Origin of the sequence: Type-D symbiont of Plautia stali (assembly GCF_001485335.1) — a bacterium.
GTDB classification, from domain to species: domain Bacteria; phylum Pseudomonadota; class Gammaproteobacteria; order Enterobacterales; family Enterobacteriaceae; genus Pantoea; species Pantoea vagans_C.
The window spans coordinates 1-14,157 of the sequence record NZ_BBOC01000107.1; the positions used below are offsets into that span (position 1 = coordinate 1).

14 protein-coding genes are annotated in these 14,157 nt (G+C 54.6%); 7 read left to right on the top strand and 7 right to left on the bottom strand.

The window, feature by feature from the left end; all coding sequences use genetic code 11:
- Together PSSD_RS23115 and PSSD_RS23120 are read left to right on the top strand one after the other, a co-directional pair.
- On the top strand, positions 1-902 hold a 902-nt coding region (locus tag PSSD_RS23115; protein WP_201023847.1), incomplete at its 5' end, for a virulence factor SrfB.
- Positions 899-3,271, top strand: coding sequence for a virulence factor SrfC family protein (locus PSSD_RS23120; protein ID WP_058973837.1), 2,373 nt, complete (start codon positions 899-901; stop codon positions 3,269-3,271). The genes PSSD_RS23115 and PSSD_RS23120, both read left to right, overlap by 4 nt.
- On the opposite strand, the gene PSSD_RS23125 is transcribed toward PSSD_RS23120, so the two are convergent.
- From PSSD_RS23125 to PSSD_RS23135, 3 genes are all read right to left on the bottom strand, one after another.
- Positions 3,268-3,534, bottom strand: coding sequence for a barstar family protein (locus PSSD_RS23125; protein ID WP_039336989.1), 267 nt, complete (start codon positions 3,532-3,534; stop codon positions 3,268-3,270). The genes PSSD_RS23120 and PSSD_RS23125 overlap by 4 nt on opposite strands.
- A 2-nt stretch (positions 3,535-3,536) precedes the next feature.
- Complete coding sequence (locus PSSD_RS23130) at positions 3,537-3,971, bottom strand: ribonuclease domain-containing protein (protein ID WP_058973838.1); 435 nt, start codon at positions 3,969-3,971, stop codon at positions 3,537-3,539.
- An 88-nt stretch (positions 3,972-4,059) separates the two neighbouring features.
- Positions 4,060-4,407, bottom strand: coding sequence for a helix-turn-helix domain-containing protein (locus PSSD_RS23135; protein WP_039336985.1), 348 nt, complete (start codon positions 4,405-4,407; stop codon positions 4,060-4,062).
- 295 nt (positions 4,408-4,702) lie between these two features.
- Here PSSD_RS23135 and PSSD_RS23140 point away from each other — a divergent pair, with 295 nt between their 5' ends.
- Entirely contained in the window at positions 4,703-5,857 is a 1,155-nt protein-coding gene (locus tag PSSD_RS23140; RefSeq protein WP_039336983.1) for an efflux RND transporter periplasmic adaptor subunit, read from the top strand.
- An 18-nt stretch (positions 5,858-5,875) separates the two neighbouring features.
- Complete coding sequence (gene oqxB, locus PSSD_RS23145) at positions 5,876-9,028, top strand: multidrug efflux RND transporter permease subunit OqxB (protein ID WP_058973839.1); 3,153 nt, start codon at positions 5,876-5,878, stop codon at positions 9,026-9,028.
- Positions 9,029-9,073: 45 nt separating this feature from the next.
- On the opposite strand, the gene PSSD_RS23150 is transcribed toward oqxB, so the two are convergent.
- A complete protein-coding gene (locus PSSD_RS23150) occupies positions 9,074-10,516 on the bottom strand; it encodes a sensor histidine kinase (RefSeq protein ID WP_058973840.1) in 1,443 nt (480 codons plus the stop codon).
- On the bottom strand, positions 10,516-11,232 hold the full coding sequence (locus PSSD_RS23155) for a response regulator transcription factor (protein ID WP_039336999.1): 717 nt from the start codon (positions 11,230-11,232) through the stop codon (positions 10,516-10,518). The genes PSSD_RS23150 and PSSD_RS23155 overlap by 1 nt, the downstream gene beginning before the upstream one ends.
- Before the next feature lie 152 nt (positions 11,233-11,384).
- On the opposite strand from PSSD_RS23155, the gene PSSD_RS23160 reads away from it, so the two are divergent.
- Genes PSSD_RS23160 through PSSD_RS23170 form a run of 3 tightly spaced genes read left to right on the top strand, consistent with a single transcriptional unit; the run spans position 11,385 to position 13,045 of the window.
- The gene (locus PSSD_RS23160; protein ID WP_058973841.1) at positions 11,385-11,984 is read left to right on the top strand and encodes a cytochrome b/b6 domain-containing protein; all 600 of its coding nucleotides are present in this window, start codon (positions 11,385-11,387) and stop codon (positions 11,982-11,984) included.
- Between the two features lie 2 nt (positions 11,985-11,986).
- Positions 11,987-12,775, top strand: a complete 789-nt coding sequence (locus PSSD_RS23165) for a molybdopterin-dependent oxidoreductase (RefSeq protein WP_058973842.1) — start codon at positions 11,987-11,989, stop codon at positions 12,773-12,775.
- A gap of 30 nt (positions 12,776-12,805) precedes the next feature.
- A complete protein-coding gene (locus tag PSSD_RS23170) occupies positions 12,806-13,045 on the top strand; it encodes a pentapeptide MXKDX repeat protein (protein WP_058973843.1) in 240 nt (79 codons plus the stop codon).
- Positions 13,046-13,090: 45 nt separating this feature from the next.
- On the opposite strand, the gene PSSD_RS23175 is transcribed toward PSSD_RS23170, so the two are convergent.
- Entirely contained in the window at positions 13,091-13,576 is a 486-nt protein-coding gene (locus PSSD_RS23175; RefSeq protein ID WP_039336968.1) for an RrF2 family transcriptional regulator, read from the bottom strand.
- Between the two features lie 174 nt (positions 13,577-13,750).
- A partial coding sequence (locus tag PSSD_RS23180) for an MFS transporter (protein ID WP_153011493.1) occupies positions 13,751-14,157 on the bottom strand: 407 nt, incomplete at its 5' end.

Consider the following 14,157-nt stretch of genomic DNA (forward strand, 5'->3'; position numbering starts at 1 on the left):
TGGTGCCGCAAAAACCAGCCAGCAGCGTGTTAGCGTTTGTTAACGGCGAGATCCAGCGCACGCTGGGCGGGGATAGTCGCTTTGATCTGCTCGACGTACCTTTAGTCGTGAGCATGGCGCAACTGCACGCTGAGTTCCTGCAACACCGTATGGCCATCATTCCGGCACTGCGCGCGATGTGCGAAGTGGTCTCGCTTTATCAGTGTGATGTGCTACTGCTGACGGGCCGCCCTTCGCGCTTCCCTGGCATTCAGGCGCTGGTGCGCCATCTGCAACCGCTGCCGGGCAGCCGCATTTTGTCGCTGGAAGGCTATCACACCAGCGACTGGTATCCGTTTAACAAACAGGGGCGCATTGATAACCCGAAATCTACGGCGGCGGTGGGCGCGATGCTGTGCCTGCTGGCGCTGGATTTGCGCCTCAGCAGCTTCTGGTTCCGCGCCGGAGATTTTGAACCCTACTCCACCATCCGCTATCTGGGCGTGCTGGATGAGAATGCCACGCTGAGCGATGACAATCTCTGTTACAGCGAGATCGACCTCGACAGCAGCCATTTCGCGCTGGATCGCAAAAGCAGCTTCCGTATTCGCGGCAACGTGTGCCTCGGCTTCCGCCAGCTGGAGAACGATCGCTGGCCCGCTTCCCCGCTCTACAGCCTGAGCATTACCGACCCGCAGCTGGCGCGTAAAGTGGCCGGTGAGAGCGTGTTGCGTATCAAGCTGGCGGTTCAGCCTGGTCCCGACGACTTTGGACCAGAACGTCTGGTGCTGAGCGATGCGCGAATGGATGACGGCACGCGTGTGCCGCTGGAACAATTGAGTCTGAAACTGAATACGCTGTCTGCAACCGGCAATGCCAACGCGCAGTATTGGATTGACAGCGGGAGCGTCTGCAAACGATGAGAACAGCTAAGAAAACCACGTCAGTCACGCCAGCCAAACGTCTCAGCCTGATGCAGGAGACGCTCGACGGAGCACTGAACTGGATCGATACCCATCAGGCTCAGGCGCCACGCCTGGCCATGGAAGCCGATACGCTGCAACTGCAACTGCGCCGTGCCCGCGTCGAGAGCCATGCCCTGGCGCGCCAGTTAGCGCGCCCGGTGACGCTGGCGCTGTTTGGCCAGTCACAGGCAGGTAAAGCCTGGTTACTGAGTGAAATGGTCGGTGACGCCCAGGGCCAGCTGATTGCGCGCCTTGGCGATAGAGTGGTTAATCACTTCCAGAACATCAATCCTGGCAATATCGATTTCGCCATCGCCACCCGTTTCAGCCACCAGCGTGAAGCCCAGTCCAGCGCCTGGCCGCTGGAAATGACGTTGTTAAGCGATGCCGAGCTGATCCGTCTGATACTGGCATGTGCCAAAACCGAAGAGCAGCCCGATACCGCCGTGATTGACGCCGCGCTGCAACGTTTGCAGCGCCATCGTCAGGATGAACCTGAACCCGGCCTCGACAGCGATGCGCTGATCACCTTGTGGACGTGGAGCCGCCGCCAGCATCGTCACGCGGAAGTATTGGATCGTCACTTTTGGCCGCAGGCGATTGAACTGGCCCCATGGCTCAACGTGGATGACCGCGTGCAGCTGTTTGCGCTGTTATGGCCTAATCAGGTTGCGCTCAACGAACAGTTGCGCAGCCTGATGCATTTACGCCATCAACTGCGCCAGGCTCCACGCCTGCTGGCACCGCTCAGCCTGCTGACCGATGACGCCGCTCTACCGGCGGAAAAACTGATCGGCAACGACGCCGATTTGCAGGAGATGATTGAGGTCTGCCCGATTATCGCCAATCGCGTGGGCAAGGCGCAGCATGTGCCGCTGGGTTTGCTAGCGCTGCTGACGCTGGAGATCACCATTCCTCTCAGTTCCACGCCGCGTCAGGCGTTGTACGATGAAGCCGATATGCTGGAATTGCCTGCGCCGGGGCAGCCTGCCGATCGCGGGCAGCAAGAGGATTTGGCACAGTTGCGTAAGCGCGACCCGCTGCGTGCCACTTTACTGGAACAGAAACGGGCACTGCTGCCGGGTTTATACGCCGCTCGTCAGGGCATCGATTTAATGTTGATTTGTACCGCGGCAAGCCAGCGTCAGGATGCCGATATGGCCGCCAGCGCACTGCGCGAATGGCATATCCACCAAACCGTGGCCGCCAGCGGTGAGAAACCGCGTCTGATTTGGGCAATAACTCCACACGATGCGCGTTATCAACAGCAGCAGATTAATGTTGATGAAGCGGTACAACGTCAAATTGGCCAACCAGGGCAAAGCTGGGGATCGATGCTGGCGCTGGATCGCGCGGGCGTTGACCGCATGGGTAGTTGGTTGCAGGACGAAATGCAGCCAGAAGCAAGACGCGATCGTCTGGCGCAGCAGTTAACCAGTTTGCAGCAGAAACTGGTAGAGCGCCTGCAGCCATGGACCGAATCCACGGCGACCCCAGAACAGGCCGCACGTAAACAAGCCATTTCCGACACCCTGCTGAAATGCCTGCAACACCGTACCGGGTTGCACGGTGAACTGCTGGAGCGTTTGCAGCCTTCGCGTGAAGCGGTTCGCCAGCTGTGGCTGAGTCAGAGCAGTGCTAACGTTGCGCAGCACAGTGCCAAAACGGCGGCTGCCGATCAGAGCTATTTCGGCATCGGCTTTGAGTTTGACCTGTTTAAAGATGAGCCGGTTGCCCAGGCAGAACCACGCAACAGTGGCGGCCAGCGCGATCAGCAGTTCCCGCAGCAGGTGTTTGCGCTGTGGCTGGAGCATCTGCGTCAGTTGCCCGAGAGTCGCAGCCTGCTGACGTTACTCAATGTCGATAAACCAACGCTAGAGTTGCTGGTGGAGGAGTTAATTACCGCCAGCTTCCGCCTGAACGTACTGAGCAAGTTGCAAAGCGCGCTTAACGAACCGGATGCGCAAGCCAGCGCCCACGAAGCGCGTACCGATCGTCAGGTGTCCCGCGCAATGACAGTGTTGGGTGATTTTGTCGCCTGGTTAGGCTTTTTACAGCGACCTGAGAACGAACGTCCAGAGAGCCGTGTGAATCGTGGGCAAACTATCTTTGCTCGCCCACCGGCGCCCAGCGTCAGCTTCTCGTCGGGGCAACGTTTAACCCGCTTATCCGTGGCTCCGGCCAATCATACGGCGTATTACATCTATGACTGGCTGGTGGGGTTAAATTCGGTGATCGTAGAAAACAATGGTTACACCGGCGGCGGCGATTTACCGGCCAACGCCCGCCAGACGCTGGCGTTCCTGCTGCTGCCGTTGCACGCTTAACGCGTCAGGCGCAGCTCGCCTTGCAGCTGCTGCGCCGCTTCTTCCAACAGCGCCAGAACCGGGGCAAATTCTGCCTGTTCACTGGCGCTTTCTACATGCTTGAGGTGGATGGTGGCGGGCAGCGCCATGCCGCCGGTCAGCCAATCCCACATCGCGTCCAGATTGTTGCCGAACGCCAGCGTGCAGTGGCTCTGCGCCACCAAGGCGCGGTAAAACGCCTGACGGTTGTCTAACTGCTGAAAATCAAAGGTGAGCGTCAACATGGTTAATTCACCTGCTTGAAGCTGCGATAGTGATCGGTGGTGAGAAAGATCAGGCCATCAGAAGAGTAAAGCAGACGATCGGCATCGCGGTGTCCACAATCGTAATTCACATCCGCTTCATACCACTGTCGTCCGGCTTGCATCGGCAAGCGCTGCTCGCGGTTGCTAAAGCGATCGCCCCCGATAGCCCGGCCTGGCAGCACGTTGCACAGATCGCCTTTGCTCGGGTTCCAGCCCTGACGACGCGCTTCACTTTTAGTGAGATAGAGGTCTGGCAGTTTATGATGCTGCTGCAACCAGCGCGCGACCGTATCGGCATCGGTCAGTTGCGCAATGTCTGTGTGGCTTGAGGCCGTTTTGTTGCTTAAATGGGGTTTCAGCCCGGCCCAGGTGGCGGCCAGCGCGAAGATTAATCCGATCCAGAGTTTCTTTGACATAGTGACATCCTGATTGACAGGAAGCCGATGATAGCAGGATTACAGCGAAGAGGAACGCGGGCCAGCGAAGCTGGCCCTGGCGGAGGTGTTACTGCATGGCACTCGCGGTTGGCACGGCATGACGACGCCATGCGCCTGGCGCGACACCATACTGACGTTTGAAACTCCGGTTGAACGACTGTTGCGAATCAAACCCCAGTGAAATCGCCACATTGAGGATCGGTTCGTTGGTGGTCGTTAAACGGTCCGCCGATTTTTTCAATTTTTTATTCCGGATGTACTCACCCAGCGGATAGCCGGTGTGCTCTTTGAACATACGCTGCAGGTGCCACTTTGAATAACCGGCGCGCCCCGCTACGGTGTCCAGATCCAGACGTGCTTCTATGTTGTTATCAATCCAGTCGATCAGATCGTGAATAAATGCGTCGCTCATCATCCCATTTTCTCCCGTCGCCTTGACGAACAGTATCAGTATCAGTTGCAATTACACTTTAAGGGTGACTGACTATGACATTTAATGCAAGTTTTATTATTGCATTAAATGCCGCACTCGCTGTAGGGGCTTTCCCCCTCTGAAACGAATTGATCAAAACAGCACATAAAGTGTATCAGATATTCTTGCAGATGCAGTTTGCAGCAGCCTACACTCATCGCGTTTTAATGCAATCTTAAAAGTTGCAGATTTTTCGTACATGTCCTTTCTTTTTTCACACCAAAGCGGAATAACAACAATGCATCTGCAAACATATGGGGTTCGTCGGGCGGTAAGCCTGTCAGGAGTGATGTTGCTGGGAAGCCTGCTGGCCGGTTGCGATCGTGGAGTGGCGCAAAACGCCCCACCGCCACCGCCCGAAGTGAGTGTCGCGCAGGTGGTTCAACAACAGGTTAGCCAGTGGGATAGCTTCAACGGACGTTTTGAGGCGGTGCAGAGTGTGCAACTGCGACCGCGCGTCTCAGGCTATATCGATCAGGTTAACTATCGCGAAGGCGATGACGTGAAAAAAGGCCAGGTGCTGTTCACCATTGACGATCGCACCTACCGCGCCACGCTGGAACAGGCACAGGCTGAATTAGCCACCGCGCGCAGTCAGGCATCGCTGGCGCGCAGTGAGTCGGCGCGTACCGATAAGCTGATTGGTACCAACGTGGTGTCACGCGAAGAGTGGGAACAACGTCGTTCTGCGGCTAACCAGGCGCAGGCCAATGTGCTGTCCGCGCAGGCCGCCGTGGATATGGCGCAGCTGAATCTCGACTTCACCCGCGTGACCGCGCCGATTGATGGTCGTGCCAGCCGCGCGATGATCACCACCGGAAACCTGGTCACCGCCGGGGACAGTGCCAGCGTACTGACCACGCTGGTGTCACAGGATCGCATTTACGTCTATTTCGATGTGGATGAAGCGACCTATCTGCAATATCAGACCTTAGCGCGTCAGGGGCAAAATCGCGGCGCACTGCCGGTGGAGATTGCGCTGACCGGTGAACAAGGGTATCCCCATCGCGGCACCGTCGATTTCCTTGATAACCAGCTGACCGCCAGCACCGGCACCATTCGTATGCGCGCCACGCTGGATAACCACGAACATCAGTTTACGCCAGGTCTGTTTGCCCGCGTGCGTTTGCCAGGCAGTGCCGCGTTTAACGCGCTACTGGTGGACGATAAAGCGGTGCTGACCGATCAGGATCGTAAATACGTCTATGTGGTTGATGCACAGGGTAAAGCCCAGCGTCGCGACATTCAGGCTGGCGAAATGGCGAATGGCCTGCGCATTGTGCAATCCGGATTACAGCCGGGTGACAAGGTGATCGTTAATGGTCTGCAGAAAGTCTTCATGCCTGGCATGCCGGTGAAAGCTCAGCCGGTGGCAATGCGCTCCGCTCAATAACAATCGAGACTGCCTGTTATGGATTTCTCCCGCTTTTTTATCGACCGACCGATCTTCGCGGCGGTGCTGTCGATTTTGATCTTTACCACCGGACTGATCGCCATACCGCTGTTGCCGATCAGTGAATATCCCAATGTGGTGCCGCCCAGCGTGCAGGTGCGCGCGGAATACCCAGGTGCCAACCCCAAAGTGATTGCAGATTCCGTGGCTACGCCGCTGGAAGAGGCCATCAACGGGGTTGAGAACATGATGTACATGAAGTCGGTTGCCGGTTCTGATGGCGTGCTGGTCACCACCGTGACTTTCCGTCCAGGTACCGATCCCGATCAGGCGCAGGTCCAGGTGCAGAACCGTGTGGCGCAGGCGGAAGCGCGTCTGCCCGAAGAGGTGCGTCAACTTGGCCTGACCACACAGAAGATGTCACCGACGCTGACGCTGGTGGTGCATATGTTCTCACCTCACGGTAAGTACGATTCACTCTATCTGCGTAACTACGCCACCTTAAAGGTCAAAGATGAACTGGCACGCCTGCCTGGCGTGGGACAGATTCAGATCTTCGGTGCCGGTGAGTACGCGATGCGCGTCTGGCTTGACCCCAACAAAGTGGCGGCGCGTGGTATGACCGCTTCTGATGTGGTCAGCGCGATGCAGGAGCAGAACGTGCAGGTCTCTGCCGGTCAGTTGGGCGCAGAACCGACCAAAAAGGCCAGTGATTTCCTGCTGTCCATCAACACGCAGGGCCGCCTGGAGAGTGAGGAGCAGTTCGGCAATATCATTCTGAAGACCGCTGACGATGGCACGCTGGTGCGCCTGCGTGATGTAGCACGAATTGAGATGGGTTCAGGCAGCTATGCCCTGCGCTCTCAACTGAACAACAAAGATGCCGTCGGCATCGGTATCTTCCAGGCACCAGGCGCCAACGCCATCGATCTGTCGAATGCCGTGCGTGCCAAAATGGCTGAACTGGCCACTCGCTTCCCGGATGATGTTCAGTGGGCGGCACCTTACGATCCAACCGTGTTCGTGCGTGACTCGATCCGTGCCGTGGTGCAAACGCTGTTTGAAGCGATTGTGCTGGTGGTATTGGTGGTGATCCTGTTCCTGCAGACCTGGCGTGCCTCCATCATTCCGTTGCTGGCGGTGCCGGTTTCGGTGGTAGGTACTTTCAGCGTGCTCTATCTGTTGGGCTTCTCGCTGAACACGCTCAGTCTGTTTGGTCTGGTGCTGGCGATAGGTATCGTGGTCGATGACGCCATCGTGGTGGTGGAAAACGTCGAACGTAATATCGCCATGGGCCTGTCACCCACCGCGGCGGCGCATCAGGCGATGCGTGAAGTGTCGGGACCGATTATCGCCATTGCCTTGGTGCTGTGTGCAGTATTCGTGCCGATGGCGTTCCTTTCCGGCGTGACGGGGCAATTCTATAAGCAGTTTGCGGTGACCATTGCTATTTCGACGGTGATTTCGGCGATCAACTCGCTGACCTTATCACCAGCGCTGGCGGCGAAACTGTTGAAAGCGCACGATGCGCCGAAGGATATGCCAACACGCCTGATTGATCGTCTGCTCGGCTGGTTATTCCGTCCGTTCAACCGCTTCTTCCAGCACAGTTCGGATGGCTATGAGTCAATGGTGGGCAAAACCCTGCGTCGTCGCGGTGCGGTGTTTGGCGTCTATGTGCTGTTGCTGGCCGGTGCAGGCTTTATGTTCCATACCGTACCCGGCGGCTTTATCCCCACTCAGGACAAGCTCTACCTGATTGGCGGCGTGAAGATGCCTGAGGGTTCATCGCTGGCGCGTACCGATGAAGTGATTCGTAAGATGAGCGAGATCGGCATGAACACCGAAGGTGTGGCCTATTCGGTCGCCTTCCCCGGCCTGAACGCCCTGCAGTTCACCAACACGCCGAACACCGGTACCGTGTTCTTTGGCCTGAAACCATTTAGTGAACGTACACGTAGCGCAGCGGAGATCAATGCCGAGATCAACGCCAAGATCGCCAAAATCCAGCAAGGCTTCGGCTTCTCGATCATGCCACCGCCGATTCTCGGGTTAGGTCAAGGTTCGGGTTATTCGCTGTATGTGCAGGATCGTGCAGGTTTGGGCTACGGTGCGTTACAAACTGCCATCAACACCCTGTCCGGTGCGGTGATGCAGACCCCAGGCATGATGTTCCCGATCTCCTCTTACCAGGCAAACGTCCCGCAATTGGATGTGCAGGTGGATCGTGATAAAGCCAAGGCGCAAGGAGTGTCACTCACCGATCTGTTCAGCACCTTGCAAATCTATCTGGGTTCGTCTTACGTCAATGATTTCAACAAGTTTGGACGTACCTGGCGTGTGATGGCGCAGGCAGACGGTGATTTCCGCGATACCGTGCAGGATATCGCTAATCTGCGTACCCGTAATAACCAGGGTGAGATGGTACCGATTGGCAGTATGGTCAACATCACCACCACTTACGGTCCTGACCCGGTGATCCGTTACAACGGTTATCCAGCAGCCGACCTGATTGGTGACGCCGATCCGCGCGTGCTCTCCTCAGCCCAGGCGATGGAGAAGCTGGAAGCGATGTCGAGCCAGGTGCTGCCGAACGGTATGAACATCGAATGGACCGATCTGAGCTATCAGCAGGCAACCCAAGGTAACACCGCGTTTATCGTTTTCCCGGTGGCGGTACTGTTAGCCTTCCTGGTGTTGGCGGCGCTGTATGAGAGCTGGACCTTGCCGTTGGCGGTGATCCTGATTGTGCCAGTGACCATGCTGTCAGCGCTGGTCGGCGTGTGGCTGACTGGTGGCGATAACAACGTGTTTGTCCAGGTGGGCCTGGTGGTGCTGATGGGGCTGGCGTGTAAGAACGCGATTTTGATTGTCGAGTTTGCGCGTGAGCTGGAGATGCAGGGCAAAGGAATTGTCGAATCCGCGCTCGAAGCCTGTCGTCTCCGTCTGCGCCCGATCGTGATGACCTCTATCGCCTTTATCGCCGGTACCGTACCGCTGATTCTTGGTGAAGGTGCCGGTGCGGAAGTGCGCGGTGTCACCGGGATTACCGTGTTCTCCGGCATGCTGGGCGTGACGCTGTTCGGTCTGTTCCTGACGCCGGTGTTCTACGTAACATTGCGTAAGCTAGTGACACGTAAACAGCCTGCCGCAGAGGTACAGACGGTTTAAGGTCGTTTACTGATAGCATAGGCGGCCCAGCGTGGCCGCCTTTTTTTATAGCGGAACGAAGAGTTGGAAGCAGGCACCAGGTGCGGGTTTTAGCGCAATGTCTCCGCGATGCAATTGCAACATACGCCGGACAATCACCAGCCCTAATCCCCCATTGTCACGGCGATTCGGATCGATGATGGAGGGACGTTCAAACAGCGTCTGGCTGACTTCCGGGGAAATGCCGGGACCGTTATCTTCCAGCTCCATCATCACTTTTTGATCCTCAAGCCATAGACGCAGAATGATTTTCCCACCCGACGGCGTATGGCGGATCGCGTTATCGACCAGATTAGTCAGGACACGTTCAATCATCGACATATCCGCGTCAACCAAAGGCAAACCCGTCTCAATATCCACAGTTAAATGAAGACTGGATTTCTCTAACGCCAGCTCAAATTTCTGGATCACATCCTGAACCAGGTCTGGCAACGAAAAGCGTTCATATTGTGGCGTGACAACGCCATGTTCAAGGCGGGCTAACTCAAACAGCTGCTGGGCCAGCATGCCGACTTTTTCGCTCTGGGTGAGCGCGATTTGCAGGTATCGACTGCGTTCCGCCTCGGTTAAGCTGCTGGCTTTCACTGAAAGCGTCTCCAGATAGCCCTGAATCGACATCAGCGGTGTACGTAAGTCATGCGAAATGTTGGCGACAAATTCACGACGCTGCTGATCTTTCAACTCCAGCTTCTCGACCTGTAAGGCAATACGCTTGGCCATATCAATAAACGCATTGTGTAATTGAGCGACTTCATCATGCTGTGGTGAATGGGGTTCTGCGGCAAGAAGGTATAGCGCATCTTCACCCGCAGTCACTTTTTGTGTGAGTTTTCGCACCGGTCTCGTTACCCAATAGTAGGCAACCGCTCCTGCCACCAGTCCCAGCAGGACGATCACCACGACTGACCAAAGCATCGCGCTGCGCAGTACAGATAATTTCATCCCCTGCTGAAGAGATTGATAATTTTCCCCCTGCAAAATCACATACAGATAACCCTCTGTGCTGTTGCCATTAAGGATTGGCGCGACGCTGAACACTTTATGGGTGGATGTGGAACGAGGATCGTCACCATAGACGGGCAGCGGCCCCCCATCCAGCAACTTTTGCAGGGGCTGGACGTCAACACGATCACGGTGCACATGCCCTGCTGGCGCATCATTGGCCAGGATACGCCCCTGTGCATCCAAAAGATAAACTTCAACGCTGGGGTTATAGGACATCATCTGGCCAAAGAGCTGTTTCAGGGCCGGGCCATCGGTATTCCCGGCATTCATCAACACACTGCTTTTGGCGATGGACGCCGCCAGATCTCGCGACAAGTTCTGGATCATCGCGTCGCTATACTGCTGGCGATTATTGTCTTGAATCAACAGGATAAGCGCGCTGCTGATTAGCAGCATCAGCGCGAAGACCAGCGTTAATCGTTGGGTGAGCGACAGGCGCTTCATCAAGCATTGCCTCCCTCATCGGGCACCATAAACTTGTAGCCCTGTCCCCAAACGGTGAGTATCCAGCGTGGTTCCGCCGGGGTGGCTTCAATTTTCAGGCGCAAGCGATTGATATGCGTATTCACCGTGTGTTCATAGCCTTCATGCTGATAGCCCCACACCAGATTCAACAAGCTGAGTCGTGAGAAGACCTTCCCCGGATGACGGGCAAAATGGTAAAGCAACTCGAACTCGCGCGGCGTTAACTCAATCGGCGTCTGTGCTAATTTGACTTCACGCGCGACGGGATCAATGCTCAGGCTTCCAAGGCGAAGATTCCCTGCGTCCTGACGGAGATTCTGGCTCATCGCTTCCTGGCGACGGAACAGCGCTTTAACCCGCGCCACCAGTTCCAGCATGGAGAAAGGCTTCGTCAGATAGTCATCCGCGCCCAGTTCAAGACCCAGTACTCGATGCACCTCACTGGCTCGCGCACTGATCATCACTATCGGCGTGTAATGCGGCAAGTTACGCGCACGGCGACAGAGTTCCAGCCCATCCACACCGGGCAACATAATGTCAAAAATCAGCGCATCCCAGCGCTGGCTCTCCAGCAGTTGACTGCCTTTGTCGCCATCCGCTGCATGAGTAATATCAAAGCCTTCATCGCGCAGGTGAATGTGCAACAGCTCTGCGATATTCCCATCATCTTCAACAATTAAGATTTTCTTAGCCATGTTTGCCGCCTCAATGAACATCCTTTTCATCTTATACAGATTCGACTTCGCGAGTTATCACATTTTGTTTAACTCTGCGTGAGGACTCTGTGATCAATCGCGACGCAAAATCTCTCCATTCCAAACGGCATAGCGGTAGAAGGAGAAAAATAATGAAAAACCACAACCGTAAAAATATTCATCCACTTTGGCTAAGAGCCACTCACTGGATAAATGCCGTTGCGATGGTGCTAATGATTCTTAGCGGCTGGCGAATTTATAATGCTTCACCGTTATTTCCGTTTTCCTTCCCAAACGAATACACCTTGGGTGGTTGGTTGGGTGGCGCGTTACAGTGGCATTTCGCTGCAATGTGGCTGTTTGCCGCCAATGGCATTCTCTATCTCACGTTGAATATCATCAGCGGGCGTTTTCGCCAACGATTCATGCCATTAAGCCTCCCCCAATTATGGCAGGATGGAATATCTGCATTGAGAGGACATCTCAGCCATCACGATTTAAGCCAATATAATATGGTGCAGAAGTTCGCCTATTTATTAGTCGTCATTGACGGCATGCTATTAGCGGTTTCTGGCTTGGTGCTGTGGAAGTCAGTGCAGTTTCCTTTCCTGCGAGACATATTAGGTGGCTATGACACCGCACGTTTCATCCACTTTTTTGCCATGGCCTTTTTATGCGCTTTTGTTGTTATCCATATAGTCATGGTAGCGCTGGTGCCTAAAACTTTATTACTCATGACGCGCGGACGTTAAAAATGACAAATAAAAATATTCAGCCTTCAGCCAGTGATAAAGAAGCTTTGGTTAAGGACGCGACAACCCTGCTGGCGAAACAATTGTCAGGGCATTCACGACGCCATTTTCTGCGTATGGGCTTAACCGTGGGCGGCGTAGCCATGCTGAGCGGGTGTGACATTGATAATAATCCAGACGTCGAAAATGTGTTAAGTCGGATGTCGCGTTTTAATGATCGTATTCAGGGATGGCTTTTCAGCGGTTATAAAATGGCACCTGAATATACACTGCAGGATATCACCCGTCCTTTTCCGTTTAATGCTTTTTACGGCGAAGAGGATATCCCGAAAATTAACGGTGATGATTATCAGTTGCAGATTGGTGGACTTGTACGTGATAAGCGCAGTTGGCGACTGCCAGAGTTATATCAATTATCACAACATGAACAAATCACGCGCCATATTTGCGTCGAAGGATGGAGTGCCATTGGCCGCTGGGGCGGCGTACGCTTCAGTGACTTCCTGCAATTAATTGGTGCAGACACCAAAGCAAAATATGTCAGTTTCCGTTGTGCGGATGACTATTACACCAGCATTGATATGGCATCGGCGCTCCATCCGCAAACGTTATTGGCCTTAACCTGGGATGGCCGCATATTACCGCCGAAATATGGTTATCCCATGAAACTGCGTATCCCAACCAAACTGGGCTACAAAAATCCGAAACACATTATTTCAATAGAAATCACCAACCGCTTTACCGGTGGCTACTGGGAAGACCAGGGCTATAACTGGTTTGGCGGCAGTTAATCTCCCCTAAAACCCTGTAAGGAAATGAAGATGAAAAAGATTATTGCAACGCTGTTCACTGGCGCACTGTTGATGGCTGCTACAGGTGCTTATGCCGCTGACACTATGGCGAAAGATGGCATGCAAAATGAAAGCGCGATGTCCCACGACGGCATGAAGAAAGACAGTATGAAAAAACCGATGAAAAAACATGACGGGATGAAGAAAGCCGGGATGGGTAAAGACGGTATGGCAAAAGATGAAATGTCTAAGGATGGGATGTCAAAATAAGTGACTGGGTTACCGGGTTAATGCCCGGTAACCGTTCGGTTAACCTCAGCGAGATTTTTTGCAAAGATCTTCGATTTCAAGATCGGGCAGTTCTTCGCAGCTGCTGGTGTCATGTTTCTTCAGTTCAGCCAGTGCATCTGCCACTGTGCGCGTTTCCAGCACTTTCAGTGAGGCCTCTTCCGCCTCTTCCGCAATCGATTTGAAGTACCAGCACAAGTTAGCACTGACCAGGCAACGGGGTGCGACATCGGGACGCGAAGCCCAGAGCTTTTTATCTTCAATGACCGAGGTATAGATATCACGCAGCGTGATCTCCGCAGCAGGGCGACCGAGATGAATCGAACCGGTACGGCCAAGCGTAGAGACGATGATGCCATCGCGCGTTAACGGAACCATAAGTTTCCGAATGAAACTGGGGTTCGCTTCAAGACCATAAGCCAGTATGGCACTGGTCGAGCGTTTACCCAGTTGCTCCGCCATCGCTACGCTCAAAACCATCTGCAAAGCTGTCGGGAAGCGGTAATCTAGCATTTCTGTATCCTGAGTTGCGGTCTATCTTATTGTTTTCATGCCGCGGCAGTGAGTAATCAATGAGCAATAAATATAACAAACACTGTTGCTTTTTAGAAGCCAGCGACTGTGATCAAGGCACGTATTCATCATTTGATCAGGCAGAAGCGCACAGGCTGCTTAGTTTACGGCTCGCTATGATGCTTGCGGGTCAAGCGGGGGCAATTTATGCTTCAGCACCCAGACTAACAGCACATTCGTCAACGCTAACAGGCACAGCAACCAGAGTGTCGCGTTCGCGCCGAATTGCTGAAAAATGTATCCCCCTACCAGCGGCGTTAACGCCTGGCCAATCAGTGCTGGACGCGCCATGCGCCCCACCACAATTGCGTAAGCCTCTGGTTTGACCATCACCAGCGGTAAAGTTCCGCGCACAATCGCACGTAAACCATTTCCCGCGCCGTAAAGCACCATACTCACCAGCGCAAACTTTGGATAGCACGTCAGTAAGATCAACCCTATCGCCACTAATCCCACGGAAAAAAACGTTGTCCAGATAGGATGCCCGCGTTTGAAAGCGATATCGACAATGCGCGACCCAA